This window comes from Streptacidiphilus sp. MAP12-33 (assembly GCF_041261265.1).
Taxonomy (GTDB): Bacteria; Actinomycetota; Actinomycetes; order Streptomycetales; family Streptomycetaceae; genus Streptacidiphilus.
The window spans coordinates 1-17,822 of sequence record NZ_JBGCCA010000029.1 but is presented as its reverse complement, the minus strand read 5'-3'; the positions used below and the strand labels follow the sequence as shown (position 1 = coordinate 17,822).

Below are 17,822 nucleotides of genomic sequence, written 5' to 3'. Positions count from 1 at the left end.
CCGTGGTCCAGACCACGGCAGCACCCAACTGCCTCAGTCCTCGCTGGACTTCGCCCAGAGGTTGAGGTCCGCGTCGGTCGCGAACCGGTCGATCTCGGTCAGCTCGTCCTCGGTCAGGGGGGCGCCCTGGACGGCAGCCACGTTGGACTCCAGCTGAGCCACCGACGAGGCCCCGATCAGCGCCGAGGTCATCCGCGGGTCGCGCAGCAGCCAGGACAGCGCCAGCTGTGCCAGCGACTGGCCGCGCGAGGCGGCGATCTCGTTCAGGCCCCGCAGCTTGCCGAGCGTCCGCTCGTCGATCGAGTTCGGGTCGAGCGACTTGCCCTGCGCCGCCCGGGAGTCGGCCGGAATGCCGTTCAGGTAGCGGTCGGTGAGGATGCCCTGCGCGAGCGGGGCGAAGCCGATGCAGCCGGCGCCCTCCGCCTCCAGCACGTCCAGCAGGGAGTCGTCCTCGATCCAGCGGTTCAGCATCGAGTAGGACGGCTGGTGGATCAGCAGCGGAACGCCCAGGTCACGCAGGATCGCCGCCGCCTCGCGGGTCTTCTCCGCACTGTAGGAGGAGACGCCGGCGTACAGCGCCTTGCCCTGCCGGACCGCGGACGCGAGCGCGCCCATGGTCTCCTCCAGCGGGGTCTCCGGGTCGAACCGGTGCGAGTAGAAGATGTCGACGTACTCCAGGCCCATCCGCGTCAGCGACTGGTCCAGGCTCGCGGTCAGGTACTTGCGCGAGCCCCACTCGCCGTACGGACCGGGCCACATGTCGTAGCCGGCCTTGGTCGAGATGACCAGCTCGTCCCGGAACGGCCGGAAGTCGGCCGCCAGGTGGCGGCCGAAGTTCGCCTCCGCCGCGCCGTACGGCGGACCGTAGTTGTTGGCGAGGTCGAAGTGCGTGACGCCCAGGTCGAACGCCCGGCGCAGGATGGCCCGCTGCACGTCCAGCGTCCGGTCGTCGCCGAAGTTGTGCCACAGCCCGAGGGAGATCTCGGGCAGCTTCAGCCCGCTGCGCCCGGTGCGGCGGTAGCGCATCGAGCCGTCGTAACGGGTCTCGGCAGGCTGGTAGGGGGCTGGGATCACGGGGAGCTCTCCAGAGAGTGGGTCAGGGGTGGAGCCCGGGTTTTGTCTCCACACTGAACATTAACCGGCGGGGAGTAGGGTGGCCCCCGCACGTGCGAGCACAGGAGGGGCCGTCGTCATGGACATCGGGAAGTTGGTCCGGCGTACGCCGCTGCTCCGGAGCGCCGTATACGGCCTCTACGGCTATCGGGTCGAGGCACACCTCGACCGCGCCCGCGTGCCCCGGCACGTCGGCGTCATGCTGGACGGCAACCGGCGTTGGGCCCGCGCGGCGGGCATGTCCACCAAGGACGGTCACCAGACCGGCGCGGACAAGATCCCCGAGTTCCTCGGCTGGTGCGAGGAGACCGGAGTCGAGGTGGTCACCCTGTGGCTGCTCTCGACCGACAACCTGACCCGCCCCGCTGAGGAGCTGGTGCCGCTGCTCGGCATCATCGAGCAGGCCGTCCGCGGCCTGGCGGCGCACGGCCAGTGGCGGGTCCACCCCGTCGGCGCGCTCGACCTGCTGCCGGCCTCGACCGCCGCCGTCCTCAAGGAGGCCGACCAGGCCACCGCGGACAACCCCGGACTCCTCGTCAACGTCGCCGTCGGCTACGGCGGCCGGCACGAGATCGTGGAGGCCGTCCGCAAGCTGCTGCGCGAGCAGGGCGCGGCCGGCAAGCCGGTGGAGCAGGTCGCCGAGATGATCGACATCGAGCAGATCTCCCGCCACCTCTACACCTCCGGCCAGCCGGACCCGGACCTGGTCATCCGCACCTCGGGCGAGCAGCGCCTCTCCGGCTTCCTGCTGTGGCAGTCCGCCCACTCGGAGTTCTACTTCTGCGAGGCCTACTGGCCCGCCTTCCGCAAGGTCGACTTCCTGCGTGCCCTGCGCGACTACGCCGCCCGCAACCGCCGCTACGGCGGCTAGCCGCCGGTCACTTCTTGGCCCGCCCGTAGTCGATGTGCCACGGGAAGGGCGGGTTGTCGAAACCGCCCGGCAGCACGTGGCCGCTCGCGTTCAGGAAGTCCAGGGTGGTGACGTAGTAGCTCTTGGGGTGTCCCGGGACGAACGGCACGGCGAGGACGAAGTAGCCCCGCCTGTCGCCGCGCAGGTGGAAGACCTGAGCCTCGACGGAGCCGCCTGCCCACCGGGCGCGCAGGGCCACCGCGCCGTCCGGCGCCCCGGCTCCGAGGAACAGCACGCCGATCTGCGGGGAGGAGAAGTTGGCGGGATCGCGCAGTACCTCGGCCTCCTCGAAGGACAGGTCGCTCTGTGACGCGGCATGGGGCTCGCAGCCGCCGGCCGCCGTCGGATTCGTCCGGCCGTCCACGACCAGCTGCCAGTACGAGCAGTACCCACCGTTGGTCGCGTAGTTGTCGAGCCGGACCGACCACGAGGATCCGCGCAGCACCCCCGAGGCCAATGCACCGGGCACCGGGGAGGCCGGGAGCGTACGGGCAGGTGGCGTGACCACCTGGGAGGGCGTGGAGCCGGCCGTCACCGAGAGGACGCAGACCGCTGCCGCAGCCATGGCCACGCAGGCGCTCCCCAGGGCGCGACGGGCCCGGCGGCGGCGCGTGCCGGCGCCGACGATCGACTCCAAGGGGAGCGGTGGCACCAGGACCGGGGCGACCCGCTCCTCGAGCGCCTCGTGCAGGACGGCTTCGTCGAACGCGTTCATCGGCTGTGGACCTCCTCGGGAGCGTGCGCGAGCGCCGGGTGGACGCGCAGTTTGGCCATCGCCTTCGAGGCCTGGCTCTTGACCGTGCCGACGGAGCAGCCGAGGCTGGCCGCGGTCTGCTCCTCGGTCAGGTCCGACCAGTAGCGCAGCACCACCACCGCGCGCTGCCGGGGCGGCAGCGAGGCGAGGGCGGCGTTCAGGGCGAGGCGGGTGTCCACGGCCCCGGCGGGATCGGGAACGGCGGGACCGTCCTCGGCCACGAGGGGTATCTCCTTGGGGCGTTTCCGGCGGAAACGGCCCAGATGGGTGTTGAGCAGGATGCGGCGCGCGTAGGCGTCCGGGTCGTCGGCCCGCCTGACGCGGTTCCAGGAGGCGTACACGGCCGTCAGCGCGCTCTGGGCGAGGTCCTCGGCCAGGCCCTGATCGTCGGTCAACAGCAGCGCGAGCCGGAACAGCCGGGGCCAGCGGGAGGCCGCGAACTCGTGGAAGTCCGGTGGGTGGTCGGGGTTCATGCCTCTCCAGAGTGCGGATTCCGCGGAAAGGTTGCCCTGGTGGGAGGCCGACCTGAACGGTCACCGAAAGATGAATCTTGGTCGTCGCCTTGGCAACGTCTGCATGGAATGGGACGCCTGGGGAATATCCGATTCAGACCGTGACCTCGGCCATCGGGGCCGTGGGGCGCGGCGAGCGCGGGTGGCACCGGGCCACCTGCCCGGGAGGCCCTGTGGTCAGTTCCAAGAGCCGCCGGAGTTTGCACGACCGGCGCACGTACGTCCTCGACACCAGTGTCCTGCTGGCTGACCCGAGCGCCATGACCAGGTTCGAGGAGCACGAGGTCGTGCTGCCCGTGGTCGTGGTGACCGAGTTGGAGGCCAAGCGACACCACCCGGAGCTCGGCTACTTCGCCCGGCAGGCCTTGCGGCTGCTGGACGACTACCGGGTCCGTTACGGCCGGCTCGACGCGCCCATCCCCGTGGGCGAGCTGGGCGGCACGATCAGGGTCGAGCTGAACCACACCGATCTCTCCGTCCTTCCGGCCGGTTACCGGCTGGGCGACGCCGACACCCGGATCCTGGCGGTGGCCAGGAACCTGCAGGCCGAGGGGTACGACGTCACCGTCGTCTCCAAGGACCTGCCGCTGCGGGTCAAGGCCTCCTCCGTCGGCCTGCTGGCCGAGGAGTACCGGGCCGAGTTGGCGATCACGTCCGGTTGGACCGGAATGTCGGAACTGGCCGTCAGTGCCGAGGAGGTTGACGGCCTGTTCACAGGTGACTTCGTGAACATCGCCGAGGCGCGGGACTTCCCGGTTCACACCGGGCTCGTGCTGACCTCGGAGCGCGGCCGTGCACTCGGCCGGGTCACCGCCGACGGACGGGTCCGACTGGTGCGCGGCGACCGTGAGGCCTTCGGGCTGCGCGGGCGCAGCGCCGAACAGCGGGTCGCGCTGGACCTCCTGCTCGATCAGGAGGTCGGCATCGTCTCGCTCGGCGGGCGGGCCGGCACCGGAAAGTCGGCGCTCGCGCTCTGCGCGGGGCTGGAGGCCGTGCTGGAGCGGCGCCAGCACCGCAAGGTGATGGTGTTCCGGCCGCTCTACGCGGTGGGCGGGCAGGAGTTGGGCTACCTGCCGGGCAGCGAGGCGGAGAAGATGGGCCCCTGGGCCCAGGCCGTCTTCGACACCCTCTCCGCGGTGACCACCCCGGACGTCATCGAGGAGGTGCTCTCCCGCGGGATGCTGGAGGTGCTGCCGCTCACCCACATCCGCGGCCGCTCGCTGCACGACGCCTTCGTGATCGTCGACGAGGCGCAGTCGCTGGAGCGCAACGTGCTGCTGACCGTTCTGTCCCGGATCGGCCAGGGTTCGCGGGTCGTGCTGACCCACGACATCGCCCAGCGCGACAACCTGAGGGTCGGTCGGTACGACGGCGTGGTCGCGGTGGTCGAGAAGCTGAAGGGCCATCCGCTCTTCGCCCACGTGACCCTCAACCGTTCGGAGCGGTCTCCGATCGCCGCACTGGTGACCGAGATGCTGGAGGACATCCACGCCTGAACCGGACTAAATCGCCTCGATCTGTGCCCTCCCGCCGCCTCACGGCGCGGGAGGGCACAGCATCGTAACGATTCGTCAGACGATAGGCGAGCGACTGGCGAGAATCGGCGGCCGGATGGGCTGTGTGAGCTTCGCCACGCAAGGGGGAATTGCGCTTGCGTATCGGCGTGCGGCAGTGTGTGGGGTCTGTCAGGCCCTGCGTGTGGCACCGAAAGGAGTCGCACGCCGCCCGGTCAGAACGCGTTCCGGGAGACCGGGGCGCAGCGGGCCCGCGTCTTCCGTGACCAGAGCATGGGGGAGGCCAGCGTCAGGGGCGGGGTTCGTCCGTTCGGTCATCATGCGGGCGACGCTGGAAGGAAACCATGTGAACCGGATCTCGGTTCGGGGGATGGCAGTGGCCTCCGCCACCGCCGTGACTGCCGTCGGTGCCGTTGTCGGTGTTGCCTCGGGTGAGGCCAAGCCGACGCAGCAGGCCGATGTCGCAGGCTCGACCCTTCTTGCCGAAGTCCCCACGGGCGGATCGGCGCAGACGGTTGCGGACAACCTGGTCCGCCAGAGCGACGCGCAGCAGTCCGCCGCACTGGTCACCGCGCAGAAGGCAGCCGCCCAGGCCGCCCGCACCAAGGCCGCCGACGCCGCGCACGCCAAGGCCGCGGCCGAGCAGCGCGCCAAGCAGGAGGCCGCCTCGCGTGCCGCCGCCGCGCAGCAGCGCCAGCAGCTGGTTTCCTACAGTCCCGGTTCGGTGCAGGCCCTGGCCGCGTCGATCATCGGGAACGCCACCCAGTTCTCCTGCTTCAGCCACATCGTCACGCGCGAGAGCGGCTGGAGCTACACCGCGACCAACCCGAGCTCCGGGGCCTACGGCCTGGTCCAGGCCCTGCCCGGCTCGAAGATGGCCTCGGTCGGTGCCGACTGGCGTACCAACCCGGCCACGCAGATAAAGTGGGGCCTCAACTACATGAACTCCCGCTACGGCAGCCCCTGTGATGCCTGGGCGTTCTGGCAGACCCACAACTACTACTGAGTCTGCTGTGCCGCCCGCCCAAGGCGGGCACTCGAACGCGCGGAAGCCCCCGATCCCTGTCCGATCGGGGGCTTCCTACTTCTCCCACGGAGAGGCCGCGTGTGCGGGACGGCCTCGTGGTGAACGGTCCCCGGGCGCTCCCGGCACTAAACCTGTTTCTGCTGATTTGCCCAAAAAAATCTGATACCTCCCGTGGCGGACCTGCAAGGATTCCGGCCCTGGCGGGCCCGGAGGTCACGGCCAGCAGGTAGCGTTCACAGCCGGACCTGAGTTCACAGCCGGACCCGACGGGGGCCGGACCTGTTGCGGGAGAGGCGAGGGCGGACGGCATGGCGGGCGTGGGCAACGCATGGGCACAGTGGCGCGGGTGGATGGCCCGGCGCGCCGAGGCCGCCGCGGCAGCGGCGCCGGAGCCGGTCGTGCACGTCCCCGAGCCGCCGCAGCCCGTCGCACCGCCACCGACCGTGCCCCCGCAGGCCACCCCGGTCGTCCCTGCCGTCCCTGCCGTCCGGACCGAGACGCCGCCCTATCCGGCGCGACCCGCGCACCCGGCCGACGCGGTCCCGTGGACGCTGCGGGTGGCCGCGGAGGGCATGTGGCGGCTGCTGCTGGTCGGCGCGGGCATCTGGGTGCTGCTGCAGATCGTCGGCACGCTGAGGATCGTCGCCCTGGCCTTCGTCGCGGCCCTGCTGATCAGCGCGCTGCTGCAGCCGACCGTCTCCTGGCTCAGGCGCCACGGCGTCCCGCGCGGCCTGGCCACGGCCCTGACTTTCCTGGCCGGCCTGCTCGGTATCGCGCTGGTCGCCTGGTTCGTGGTCTGGCAGGTCAACACCCACCTCAACGAGGTCACCAGCCAGGTCAACAACGGCATCCGCCAGATCAAGAACTGGCTGGAGACGGGTCCGATGCACCTCACGGACACGCAGATCAACCAGTTCTCCGGTGAACTGACCAAGGTGATCGGTACCAACAGCGACCAGATCACGTCCTTCGGCTTCTCCACGGTCGGCGTGGTCGTGGAGATCGTCACCGGGGTGTTCCTGGCCGCATTCTGCACGTTCTTCCTGCTCTACGACGGCGAGCGGATCTGGGGCTGGTGCCTGCGGCTGCTCCCCGTCCGTTCCCGCATCTCCGCGGCGGGCGCGGGTCCGCGCGCCTGGACCACGCTCACGGCATACGTGCGCGGCACCGTGCTGGTCGCCTTCATCGACTCGGTGTCGATCGGCATCGGCATCTACCTGCTGGGCGTGCCGCTGGCCACGCCGATCGCGGTGATCATCTTCCTGGGCGCGTTCGTCCCGCTGGTGGGCGCGCTCTTCACCGGCACGATCGCGGTCCTCATCGGCCTGGTCACGCACGGGCCGGTCACGGCTCTGCTGGTACTCGCGGTGCTGCTGGGCGTCCAGCAGATCGAGGGCCACCTGCTGCAGCCGCTGATCCTCGGCCGGGCGGTCCGGGTCCACCCCCTCGCGGTGATCCTCGCCGTCGCCTGCGGCTCGATCATCGGCGGCATCGGCGGCGCGGTGGTCGCGGTCCCGCTCGTCGCCGTCACCAACACCGTGGTCGGCTACCTCCGCGCACGGCACGCGGTCGACGAGGACGTCCGCGCGGCGTTGACGGCGGCGTCGGCAGGCGAGTAGCCACAACAGGGGCGCGAGCCGGTTCGATGTGGTGCCACAGCCCCTTGCAAGCGTCACGGGCGCGGGGAACCGCGCGAGCAACCACCCAGGGCGGATGGCCTGCTCGCTGGGCGGCTCACCACGTGGGTGGCTTGCCGCGCCCACGCAGGGGCGCCTCCCGGCCGAAGGCTGGGGGAGGAGCCGCGTGTCGAGCAGGGCCCCGCGCCCCTGACGTGCTGCACCTACCTGCGGGAGCGAAGCCTCAGGCCAGGCGGCCTTCGGCCTCCAGCGTGACGCCGACGGCCTGGACGATCGCGGCGATCTTGAACGCGGACTGGATGACCTCGCGGTCCACGCCGGCCTTGCGCAGCACCTGCTCGTGGGAGTCCAGGCACTGGCCGCAGCCGTTGATCGCGGAGACCGCCAGGGACCAGAGCTCGAAGTCGACCTTGTCCACGCCCGGGTTGCCGATGACGTTCATCCGCAGACCGGCCCGCAGCGTCCCGTACTCCTTGTCGGAGAGCAGGTGCAGCGTCCGGTAGTAGACGTTGTTCATCGCCATGATCGCCGCCGCGGCCTTCGCCGCGTCGTACGCCTCGGGCTTGAGGTTGGCACGGGCCTCCGGCTCCAGCTCCGCGAGGACCCGCTCGCTGCGCGAGGCGATCGCGCAGGCCAGGACCGTGCCCCAGAGCTGCTGCTGCGGGAGCTCGGAGTTGCCGATGACCGAGCCCAGGTTGAGCTTGAGGTCCTTGGCGTACTCCGGCAGCGCCGCCTTCAGTGCGTCGAGAGCCATGCGATCACTCGCCCGAGAGCAGCGAGTCGGCGTCCAGCGTCGCCTCGCCCTTGTTCCAGTTGCACGGGCACAGCTCGTCGGTCTGCAGGGCGTCGAGGACCCGCAGGACCTCCTTGGGGTTGCGGCCCACGGAACCGGCGGTGACCATCGCGAACTGGACCTCGTTGTTCGGGTCCACGATGAAGACGGCGCGCTGCGCGGTGCCGTCCGCGTTCTCGACGCCGCAGGCGCGCATCAGGTCGTGCTTGATGTCGGCCAGCATCGGGAAGGGCAGGTCGGCCAGGTCCTTGTGGTCCCGGCGCCAGGCGTGGTGCACGTACTCGGAGTCGCCGGAGACGCCGAAGACCTGGGCGTCGCGGTCCGCGAACTCCTCGTTCAGCTTGCCGAAGGCGGCGATCTCGGTCGGGCAGACGAAGGTGAAGTCCATCGGCCAGAAGAAGACGACCGACCAACCCTTCACGTCCTCGCTGGAGAAGTCCTTGATCTCCAGCTTGTCGGCGGACGGGCCGGTGACACCGGCGAGCTTGTAGGCGGGGAACTGGTCACCGATGGTGAGCATGAGGGGTGTCCTCCGAGATCCGGGTACGTGCGGTGTGCACGGTCAATCTCGCATGTCGGACATTGATCAGTGAAATAGCTACAATCGCAGCAGTTGATCGGAGGAAGTTATCAGTAAGGCCCGCACCACCCGCACTCCCAGCGTCGCCCAGCTTCGGGCCTTCACCGCCGTCGCCGAGCACCTGCACTTCCGGGAGGCGGCCGCGGCCCTCCGGGTCAGCCAGCCGGCGCTCTCCGGCGCCGTCGCCGCGCTGGAGGAGTCGCTGGACGTCAGGCTGGTGGAGCGGACGACGCGCAAGGTGCTGCTGACGCCGGTCGGCGAGCGGGTCGCGGACCACGCCCGTTCCGTGCTGGGCGCGCTGCACGCGCTGACCGAGGAGGTGGAGGCCTCCCGGCGGCCGTTCACCGGCCCGCTGCACCTCGGGGTCATTCCGACGATCGCACCCTACCTGCTGCCGACGGTGCTGCGGCTGGCCCGGGACCGGTACCCGGACCTGGAACTGCACGTCCACGAGGAGCGCACCCACCAGCTGCTGGACGGCCTCGGCACCGGGCGCCTGGACCTGCTGCTGCTCGCGCTGCCGGCGGGTGGTGGGCTTGTCGGCATTCCCCTCTACGACGAGGACTTCGTCCTGGTCACCCCGCCCGAGCACGAGCTCGCCGGGTGCACGGACGTGCCCAGGGACGTGCTGCTGGACCTGGACGTGCTGCTGCTGGAAGAGGGTCACTGCCTGCGCGACCAGGCGCTGGACCTGTGCCGCGAGGTCGGCGCGGAGCCGGGCGCCACGCGTGCGGCGGGGCTCTCCACCTTGGTGCAGCTGGTCGCGGGCGGACTGGGGATCACACTCCTGCCGGCCACCGCCGTCCCGGTCGAGGCGAGCCGGGCCTCCGCCCTCTCCGTCACCCGCTTCGCCGACCCGGCGCCGGGCCGCCGCGTCGGCCTCGCACACCGGCCCTCCTCGCCGCGGACGGCCGAGTACCAGCGCTTCGCCGACTCGCTGCGCGAAGCGGTCTGTGAACTCCCGGTACACATCGTGGGTGTGTGAACCGCGGTACGGCCCGACGGGTCCTACGCTGGCGGGCATGAGCAACCTGGACCTGAAGCCCCAGCCGAGCGTCTGCGGAGGCCGGGAGGGTGTCTCCGCCGAACCGGTGCGGCAGCTGCTGACCGGCCGCGACGTGCAGCTGGGGGAGAGCACGCTGGTGCGGCGGCTGCTGCCGAACCTGGGGCGCCGGATGGTCGGCGCCTGGTGCTTCGTCGACCACTACGGCCCGGACGACATCGAGACCGAGGCCGGGATGCAGGTCGCGCCGCATCCGCACATGGGCCTGCAGACGGTCAGCTGGCTGCACGACGGTTTCGTCGAGCACCGCGACAGTCTCGGCACGCTCCAGACGGTCCGCCCACGCGAGCTCGGGCTGATGACCTCGGGCCGGGCCATCTCCCACTCCGAGCAGTCCCCGCGCTCCCACGGCAAGTGGCTGCACGGCGCGCAGCTGTGGGTCGCCCTGCCCGACGAGCACCGGTTCACCGATCCGGCCTTCGAGCACCACGCGGAACTGCCGCGCGTCCAGGGCCAGGGCGTCGACGCGACGGTCATCCTCGGCAGCCTCGACGGGGCGGCCTCCCCGGGGCGGACCTTCACCCCGCTGGTCGGCGCGGACCTCTCGCTCGCCGCTGGAGCCGATGCCAGGCTGCCGCTGCACCCGGACTTCGAGTACGCCGCGCTCGCCATGAGCGGCGCCGCGACCGTCGACGGGGTCCGCGTGGAGGTCGGCTCGCTGCTCTACCTGGGCTGCGGACGCCGGGAACTCCCGCTGCGTGCCGACGACGGTCCGGCCCAGGTCATGCTGCTCGGCGGCGAGCCCTTCGCCGAGCAGCTGGTGATGTGGTGGAACTTCGTCGGCCGCACCCACGAGGAGATCGCCGATGCCCGCGAGGCCTGGATGACCGGCGACCGCTTCGGTGAGGTCCACGGCTTCGACGGTGCTCCCATCCCGGCCCCGGAGCTGCCCGGCCTGCGGCTCAAGCCGCGCGGCCGGGAGCGCTGAGGCGGTCGGCGCTGCTCAGCCGCGCGACTCAGTGCCCCGGAGGCGGGCCAGCAGCGTCGCCCGCCCGGGGTCGGCGTCCAGCCAGCCGGTGGCTTCCGTGCTCACGCGGTCCCCTCCCGCAATGCCTGACGGACGTCCACATCTTAGGTGCTGGAGGGGAAAACTCCAGCTCAGCCCCGGTTTGCCAAGGGCGCCTGCGGGGCGGTGGCCGCCTGCCGGGACGACGGTGGCGCGGGGCTTTGCGAGCCACCGTCAGATCATGACGGCGAGGCCGCCGGAGCCCCGGACGGGGCCTTCTCCGGCGGCCGGGAGGTCACTTTTTCAGAAGGGTTCAGCGCAGGCGCGAGGAGGAGAGGATCGAGAAGAGGTGGGCGGGCACCATCAGCCAGGAGACGACGGCGACGGCCGCCACGGCGATCTGGGTCGGCGCGTGGCCGCCCGTGCCCAGCTCGACCAGCGCGGCGACCAGGAACAGCAGTGATGCCTCGATGCCGTTGGTGATGCGGTGGATCTTGAACGCGGCCGCCAGGCGACGCACGCCGTTCACACGCGCCGAGCGGATCTCCGTGGACTCCTCCGTCGCCGCCGTGCCCAGCCCGCCACGGGTGCGGGCCACGTCGACCAGATCGGTCGAGGCCTTGAGCAGCACAATGCCCAGGGCGGCGGCCAGGCCGACGGAGACCCAGGCGACCGAGGCCGTCTCGGCCACCCGGAAGCCCGCACCGACCAGCAGCGCCGCGTCGGCGAGGTAGGCGCCCAGCCGGTCCACGTACACGCCCACCGCGCTGAACTGCCGCTTCCAGCGGGCGACCTCGCCGTCGACGCAGTCGAAGAAGAGGAACCCCTGGAACAGCAGCGCGGCCAGCAGCGCACCGGCCACTCCGGGGATCAGCAGCGCCGCACCGGCGCCCACCCCGGCCACGACCATCAGCCAGGTCAGCGTGTTGGGGGTGACGGAAGTGCGGACGAGATGACGCGTCGCGCGCAGTGAAAGCTCGCGCATGTAGAGGCGCCCTGCCCAGTGTTCGCCGTTGCGGCTCTGGAGCTTGGCCTGGGGCTGGCAGACGTCGCGCAGCTCGGCCAGCGTGGGGGTGGCGACCGGCATGGGGGGCCCTTCTCGAATCGTCCTGTCCGACAAGGGCGTGAGCGTACTCGTCCGGAGGGGGTCGCCGCTCCTTCGGGGGGTGGTCAGACGATCCCGGCCGCCACCAGGGCACCGATCGCCGTCAGGGTGAGCGCGGTGATCAGGTTCGCACGCCGGTCGATCCAGGGCGCCGTGAACAGGCGTGCCCCGAGGGCTGTGGCGGTCGTCAGGCCGACCATCGTGCCGACCGTCGCCACGGCGAAGGCGGCGAGCGAGCCCAGCGCGGGCGTGGCGCCGAGGGCGCCGGCCGCGAGAAACACCGGCAGGATCGTGAGATCGGGCGAGGCGGCGGCGCCGAAGGGGATGAGCAGCCCGGCCAGCCGCCGGGCACGGCCCTCGTGCGGCGCTGTCGCCGTCCGGGGCCGGTCCAGCACGGCGGTGGCGGCGGCGTGGGTGTGGCCGTGGTGCTCGTGCTCGACATCCTGCGGGTGCGGGTGCGGGTGCGGGTGCGCGTGCGGGTGGTCGTGCGCGTGCCCCTGCCCGTGCGGGTGGCCGTGCGTGTGTGCCTGTTCATGCCCGTGCGCATGGCCGTGCCCGTGCGTGTGGCCGTCGCCGCCGTCGTGGGAGTGCCCGTGGCCCCTGCCTGCCAGGTCCAGGGCCAGGAAGACCAGGCCGGTCACCAGTAGCAGACCGCCGACGATCAGGTCGGTGTGGCGGGCGACGGTGGCGCGGAACTGCAGGCCGACCAACATCAGCACGCCGCCGAGCAGCACGGAGACCGCGACGTGGCTCAGGCCCGCGGCCAGCGAGAGGCGGACGACGCGGCCCGTGCGGTACTTCCGGGTGCGGGCGAGGACCGCGAGGGGCAGCCAGTGGTCGGGCATCACGGCGTGGCCGATGCCGACGCCTGCGGCGGCGAGCAGGAGCGCGGGGAGCGAGTTCACGCCTTCACCGTACAGTCCCATCTGCGCATGCGTGAAGATGGGAAGGCAAACGCCCTGGCTTCCCACCTGCCACCTCTTCGCAGATGGGAGGATGACGCCCATGGACCCGATCGACCAGGCCGCCCACCGCCACGCCGCGCCCGGCGAACCGCTGGCGGACGCACAGGTGGGGACGGCCGTCGCGGCGCTGGCGATGCTCGCCGAGCCCACCCGGCTGCGGTTGCTGTGGGCCCTGCGCGAGGGCGAGCTCGGCGTGACGGCGCTCGCTGAGGCGGCCGGCTGCTCGCCCACCGCCGCGAGCCAGCACCTGTCCAAGCTGAGGATCAGCGGCCTGGTCGACCAGCGCGCCCAGGGGCGGGCACGGCTCTACCGCCTGCGCGGCGCGCACCTGCGGCGGCTCCTCGACGAGGTCGTCGCGCACGCGGACCACACGCTGCGCGGCCTGCCGCCCCACGCCTGAGTCGTCTGTTCACGCTGCCCGGTTTGTTCACAAAGGCGCGAGAGGCTGGTGCCCGCACATCCTGTGAACAGCTGAGGAGGACTGCGCCGTGCAGACCCTGACCACCGCCGACTTCCTGATCCGCCTCGCCACCGGCGTCGGCTGCGGCGCGCTGATCGGCGTCGAACGCCAGTGGCGCGCCAGGATGGCGGGCCTGCGGACGAACGCGCTGGTGGCGACGGGTGCCACGCTCTTCGTCCTGTACAGCGTCTCGGCGGGGGACAGCAGCACCACGCGTGTCGCGTCCTACGTGGTCTCCGGCATCGGCTTCCTCGGCGGTGGGGTCATCCTGCGCGACCGTGGCGGCGTGCGCGGGCTCAACACCGCCGCGACGCTGTGGTGCTCGGCCGCGGTGGGGGTGATGGCGGCCAGTGGGCGCCTGCAGCTCGCCTGGCTCGGCGCGCTGGCCGTCCTGGTCGTGCATCTGGTGCTGCGGCCGGCCGGGCGCCTGCTCGACCGGGCGCCCGCTGCGGGCAGCGACCCGGACAGCAGCGTCCGCGCCACCATCCACCTGCGCTGCGGCCGCCGCGACGAGGCCCACATCCGGGCGCTGCTGCTCCAGGCCCTGGCTGCGGCCGGCTTCACCCCGACGGGGCTGCGGGCCAGCCGGGAGGGGGAGGACACGACCAGCCTGCGCGCCACCGTGGACGTCGACGGCGAGGTGGGCAAGGCGTTGGAGGCGGTCGTCACCCGGCTCTCCCTGGAGCCGGGCGTGCGCGACCTGCACTGGCACACCGAGGACGGCGAGGAGGCTCAGGCCTCTCTCGCCTGAGCCTCCTGGCCTGAGCCTCCTGGCGGCCTGGGCCGCCCTGGCCGGGACCTGCCCGGTCCCCGCCCCTGGGTTCACAGCAGCTCGGGGTGGTGCCTGGAGGTGACCTCCGGATGCGCGCGCACCCATCCCTTCAGCTCGTTGAAGCCGAACTCCGCGTGCAGCGGGTTCTTCGGGTCCTGGGTGACGCCGGTCGCCTGCGCGGCATGCGGGAAGGGAACCGGCTCGATGCGTGCGTCCAGGCGCGGGTTGTAGAAGAACGGTGCCGAGTACCGCTCGCCCGGCGTGCCGACGACGCGGTGGTTGGTGGCCTTCAGATACCCGTTCGTGGCCACCTCGAGCAGCTCGCCCAGGTTCACGACGAAGGCGCCGGGGATGTGCGGCACGTCGAGGTAGCCCTCGCCGGACGGGTCCTCCACCTGCAGTCCGCTCACACCGTCGGTCAGCAGCAGGGTCAGGAAGCCGTAGTCCTTGTGGATGCCCACGCCCTGGTCGTCGTGGACGTCCGGCCGTCCCGGGTACCGGATCAGCTTCAGCTGGCTGCGCGGGTGGCCGGCGAAGGCGTCGTCGTAGAAGTCCGGCGGCGCGCCGATCGCGGTCAGCAGCTCGTGGAGCAGGTGGTCGGCGATCGTGCTGAGCCGGGCGATCCAGTCGAGCGCGGTCGTGCGCAGCTCCGGCAGGACGGCGGGCCACTGGTTCGGGCCCTCGAGCCACCAGTACGCCGGCTCGTCGGCGCCGGGCACGTGCGGCGGCAGCTCCTCGCCGATGTCCAGCTGGTCGCGCCAGTCGCGGGTGCCCCGGGTCAGCTCGGTGCCGACACGGGTGTACCCGCGGTAGTGCGGGGAGTTGCGGTTGTCCAGGGCCAGGCGGTCGGCCTCGGGCAGGGCGAAGAACGCGCGCGAGACGCGCAGCAGCTCGTCCATCTCGGCCTGGCTGACGCCGTGGCCGGTGAGCTGGAAAAAGCCGACGTCACGGGCGGCGCGGTGCAGCGCCTCGCGGTCGACGTGCGCGAGATCGATGACGGGGAGGGCTTCGATGGTGGTGGCGACGGACATGGTGGTCCTTCGGGTGGCGCGGCGGAGGGGTGGGACGCTGGGGTCAGGCCTCGGCGCGACAGGACATGCTCGTGACGCGGACGAAGTCCACGTGGCGACGGGAGACGAGCATGACCATGTATCGAGCGTAACTCGGCGATCCACGTCGGCAACCGTGAGCAAGCCGACACTTCGGAGGGAATGTCCGGCCCGGAGCCTGCGTTACAGCGGCCGACAGCAGAAACGGGCCCAACTATCGAAAGGGGATGCCCGTGATCCAGAACCTTGCCGAGGAGTACGGCCGCGCACTGCTCTTCTTCGACTCCAAGGCCTACAGCGACGCCGCGCTGATCCTGGCTCCGATCGTCGAGGCCGAGCCGGGCCACGGTGCCGCCCGCCTTCTGCTGGCGCGTTCCTACTACCACTCCGCCCAGCTGCGCCGCGCGGAGGAGGAGCTGCGTCGTGTCGTCGACGCCGACCCGGTGGACGGCTACGCCCGGCTGATGCTGGGCCGGACCCTGGAGCGCCAGGGCGGCCGCGCCGAGGAGGCTGCGACCCAGCTGCGTCTCGCCGAGGCGCTGGGCCAAAGCCTCGTCTAGGCCCTAACTCTGACTTAACGTCAGGTCAAATTGGTCCAGACCCTTGACGGAAGCATTGGTACGTACCAACGTGATGGGGTGTCGGGTACACGTCCACACGGAGGTTGCACATGCCACGCTCCAGACGGCTCGGACTCACACTCGCGGGGGCGGCCACGGCCTTGCTCGGCCTGGCCGCCTCGCTGCTCGGCGGTACCGCCGGTGCAGCGGCCGTGGGTAACAGCACGGGCGCCGCGGCGACCAGTGGAGGGATCAAGGTCGCCTACTTCGACCAGTGGTCGATCTACCAGAACGCCTTCTACCTGAAGAACCTCGACACCGAGGGGCTCGCGGGGAAGCTGAACTACCTGATCTACGACTTCGAGAACATCGATCCGACCAACCTCACCTGCTTCGAGGCGACCAAGGCCACCGACCCCGATCCCGCGGGCGAGAACGACCCGAACGCGGGTGACGGCGCCGAGGACTCCTTCGCCGACTACCAGAAGAGCTTCGACTCCAGCATCAGCGTCGACGGCACCTCGGACGTGTACAACCAGCCCATCGCCGGCAACTTCCACCAGCTCCAGGAGCTGAAGAAGAAGTACCCGAACCTCAAGATCATTCTCTCGCTGGGCGGGTGGACCTACTCCAAGTACTTCTCGGACGTGGCCGCGACCGACGCGTCGCGGAAGAAGTTCGTCTCCTCCTGCATCGACATGTTCATCAAGGGCAACCTGCCCTCGCAGGGCGGCTACGGCGGCACCGGCACCGGGGCCGGCATCTTCGACGGTTTCGACATCGACTGGGAGTACCCGGGCGCGCCCGGCCACCTCGGCAACCACTACTCGGCCAACGACACCGCGAACTACACCGCGCTGCTCGCCGAGTTCCGCAACGAGCTCACCGCCCAGGGCGCGGCCGACGGCCACACCTACTCGCTGTCCGCGGCGGTGCCGTCGGGCCAGGACAAGATCAGCAAGATCCAGACCAACCAGATCGGCCAGTACCTGAACTTCGCCGACGCGATGACGTACGACATGTACGGCGCGTGGAACGCCACCGGGCCGACGGACGAGCAGGACCCGCTCTACGCGAACCCGAACTCGCCGGAGTCGAAGATCGCTCCCGGCAACGAGACGTACAGCATCGACAACGCGATCCGCGCCTGGACCGTCGGTGACAGCGCGTACGGCATCCCGGGCGGGTTCCCGGCGAGCAAGCTGACCGTCGGCATCCCGTTCTACTACCGGGGCTGGACGGGTGTGGCGGCCGGTGCGAACCACGGTCTCTACCAGACGGCGACCGCCGGTTCGCCAGGGCAGACGGACTCCGGCAACGTGCCGGGCGTGGCCATGTACAAGGAACTGAGCGGCGTCGTGAACAACGCGTCCGACACGTTCTGGGATCCGGTCACCGACTCCGCCTACTTCTACGACGGCAACAACTTCTACGGCGGCGAATCCGCCCAGTCCATCCAGGCCCGCGCCGACTACGCGCACTGCAACGGCCTCGGCGGGTTCATGATGTTCTCGCTCTACGACCTCGACCCGTCGGCGACGCTGTTCAACGACGCCGTCAACGACATCAACGGCTCGGCGAGCACCTGCCCCTCGCCTTCGGGCAGCCCGACCGGAACGCCGACCGAGTCGGTGTCGGTCACCAACCCGGGCAACCAGACGGGGACGGTGGGGACGGCGGCGTCGGTGCAGGTGTCCGGGTCCGACTCGGCGGGCAAGTCGCTGACGTACTCGGCGACGGGCCTCCCGGCGGGGCTGAGCATCTCCTCGTCCGGTCTGATCTCCGGTACGCCCAGCGCGGCGGGCACCTCCAGCGTGACGGTGACCGCCTCCTCCGGTACCGCGTCCGGCTCGACCTCCTTCACCTGGACCGTGAACACCCAGGGCGCGGAGTCGGTGTCGGTCACCAACCCGGGCAACCAGACGGGGACGGTGGGGACGGCGGCGTCGGTGCAGGTGTCCGGGTCTGACTCGGCGGGCAAGTCGCTGACGTACTCGGCGACGGGCCTCCCGGCGGGGCTGAGCATCTCCTCGTCCGGTCTGATCTCCGGTACGCCCAGCGC

Annotated in this window: 18 protein-coding genes; 10 read left to right on the top strand and 8 right to left on the bottom strand. The window is 71.0% G+C overall.

The window, feature by feature from the left end:
* Positions 1–33: 33 nt before the first annotated feature.
* Complete coding sequence (mgrA, locus tag ABH931_RS26230; RefSeq protein ID WP_370117982.1) at positions 34–1,074, bottom strand: L-glyceraldehyde 3-phosphate reductase; 1,041 nt, start codon at positions 1,072–1,074, stop codon at positions 34–36.
* Positions 1,075–1,192: 118 nt separating this feature from the next.
* Between mgrA and ABH931_RS26225 the strand changes: the two genes are divergently transcribed.
* Positions 1,193–1,984: an isoprenyl transferase gene (locus tag ABH931_RS26225; RefSeq protein ID WP_370117979.1), complete on the top strand. Its 792-nt coding sequence runs from the start codon at positions 1,193–1,195 to the stop codon at positions 1,982–1,984.
* A gap of 7 nt (positions 1,985–1,991) precedes the next feature.
* Here ABH931_RS26225 and ABH931_RS26220 read toward each other — a convergent pair whose 3' ends face one another.
* Positions 1,992–2,738, bottom strand: a complete 747-nt coding sequence (locus tag ABH931_RS26220; RefSeq protein WP_370117975.1) for a hypothetical protein — start codon at positions 2,736–2,738, stop codon at positions 1,992–1,994.
* Positions 2,735–3,250, bottom strand: a complete 516-nt coding sequence (locus ABH931_RS26215) for a SigE family RNA polymerase sigma factor (protein WP_370117972.1) — start codon at positions 3,248–3,250, stop codon at positions 2,735–2,737. Before ABH931_RS26215 ends, ABH931_RS26220 begins: the two co-directional genes overlap by 4 nt.
* A 212-nt stretch (positions 3,251–3,462) precedes the next feature.
* Here ABH931_RS26215 and ABH931_RS26210 point away from each other — a divergent pair, with 212 nt between their 5' ends.
* The 3 genes from ABH931_RS26210 to ABH931_RS26200 all read left to right on the top strand — a co-directional run bounded on the left by ABH931_RS26210 (position 3,463) and on the right by ABH931_RS26200 (position 7,449).
* The gene (locus tag ABH931_RS26210; RefSeq protein ID WP_370117969.1) at positions 3,463–4,785 is read left to right on the top strand and encodes a PhoH family protein; all 1,323 of its coding nucleotides are present in this window, start codon (positions 3,463–3,465) and stop codon (positions 4,783–4,785) included.
* Between the two features lie 388 nt (positions 4,786–5,173).
* The gene (locus tag ABH931_RS26205; protein ID WP_370117966.1) at positions 5,174–5,809 is read left to right on the top strand and encodes a transglycosylase SLT domain-containing protein; all 636 of its coding nucleotides are present in this window, start codon (positions 5,174–5,176) and stop codon (positions 5,807–5,809) included.
* 329 nt (positions 5,810–6,138) lie between these two features.
* Positions 6,139–7,449, top strand: a complete 1,311-nt coding sequence (locus tag ABH931_RS26200; protein WP_370117963.1) for an AI-2E family transporter — start codon at positions 6,139–6,141, stop codon at positions 7,447–7,449.
* 241 nt (positions 7,450–7,690) lie between these two features.
* Here the strand turns inward: ABH931_RS26200 and ABH931_RS26195 are convergent, their stop codons facing one another.
* Both ABH931_RS26195 and ABH931_RS26190 read right to left on the bottom strand, forming a co-directional pair.
* On the bottom strand, positions 7,691–8,221 hold the full coding sequence (locus ABH931_RS26195; RefSeq protein ID WP_370117960.1) for an alkyl hydroperoxide reductase: 531 nt from the start codon (positions 8,219–8,221) through the stop codon (positions 7,691–7,693).
* 4 nt (positions 8,222–8,225) lie between these two features.
* Positions 8,226–8,780: a peroxiredoxin gene (locus ABH931_RS26190; RefSeq protein WP_370117957.1), complete on the bottom strand. Its 555-nt coding sequence runs from the start codon at positions 8,778–8,780 to the stop codon at positions 8,226–8,228.
* 109 nt (positions 8,781–8,889) lie between these two features.
* Between ABH931_RS26190 and ABH931_RS26185 the strand changes: the two genes are divergently transcribed.
* Both ABH931_RS26185 and ABH931_RS26180 read left to right on the top strand, forming a co-directional pair.
* Entirely contained in the window at positions 8,890–9,825 is a 936-nt protein-coding gene (locus ABH931_RS26185) for a LysR substrate-binding domain-containing protein (protein WP_370118230.1), read from the top strand.
* A gap of 37 nt (positions 9,826–9,862) precedes the next feature.
* Positions 9,863–10,831, top strand: a complete 969-nt coding sequence (locus tag ABH931_RS26180; RefSeq protein WP_370117954.1) for a pirin family protein — start codon at positions 9,863–9,865, stop codon at positions 10,829–10,831.
* 331 nt (positions 10,832–11,162) lie between these two features.
* Here the strand turns inward: ABH931_RS26180 and ABH931_RS26175 are convergent, their stop codons facing one another.
* Both ABH931_RS26175 and ABH931_RS26170 read right to left on the bottom strand, forming a co-directional pair.
* Positions 11,163–11,936: a CDP-alcohol phosphatidyltransferase family protein gene (locus tag ABH931_RS26175; protein WP_370117951.1), complete on the bottom strand. Its 774-nt coding sequence runs from the start codon at positions 11,934–11,936 to the stop codon at positions 11,163–11,165.
* An 83-nt stretch (positions 11,937–12,019) separates the two neighbouring features.
* A complete protein-coding gene (locus ABH931_RS26170; protein ID WP_370117949.1) occupies positions 12,020–12,859 on the bottom strand; it encodes a hypothetical protein in 840 nt (279 codons plus the stop codon).
* A gap of 100 nt (positions 12,860–12,959) precedes the next feature.
* Between ABH931_RS26170 and ABH931_RS26165 the strand changes: the two genes are divergently transcribed.
* Together ABH931_RS26165 and ABH931_RS26160 are read left to right on the top strand one after the other, a co-directional pair.
* On the top strand, positions 12,960–13,319 hold the full coding sequence (locus ABH931_RS26165) for an ArsR/SmtB family transcription factor (RefSeq protein WP_370117946.1): 360 nt from the start codon (positions 12,960–12,962) through the stop codon (positions 13,317–13,319).
* 88 nt (positions 13,320–13,407) lie between these two features.
* Positions 13,408–14,130, top strand: coding sequence for an MgtC/SapB family protein (locus tag ABH931_RS26160; RefSeq protein ID WP_370117943.1), 723 nt, complete (start codon positions 13,408–13,410; stop codon positions 14,128–14,130).
* A 71-nt stretch (positions 14,131–14,201) separates the two neighbouring features.
* On the opposite strand, the gene ABH931_RS26155 is transcribed toward ABH931_RS26160, so the two are convergent.
* A complete protein-coding gene (locus tag ABH931_RS26155; RefSeq protein ID WP_370117940.1) occupies positions 14,202–15,182 on the bottom strand; it encodes an isopenicillin N synthase family dioxygenase in 981 nt (326 codons plus the stop codon).
* A gap of 245 nt (positions 15,183–15,427) precedes the next feature.
* On the opposite strand from ABH931_RS26155, the gene ABH931_RS26150 reads away from it, so the two are divergent.
* Entirely contained in the window at positions 15,428–15,760 is a 333-nt protein-coding gene (locus tag ABH931_RS26150) for a tetratricopeptide repeat protein (RefSeq protein ID WP_370117938.1), read from the top strand.
* A 110-nt stretch (positions 15,761–15,870) separates the two neighbouring features.
* Positions 15,871–17,822 (top strand): glycoside hydrolase family 18 protein (locus tag ABH931_RS26145; RefSeq protein ID WP_370117935.1); only part of this gene is annotated, 1,952 nt, incomplete at its 3' end.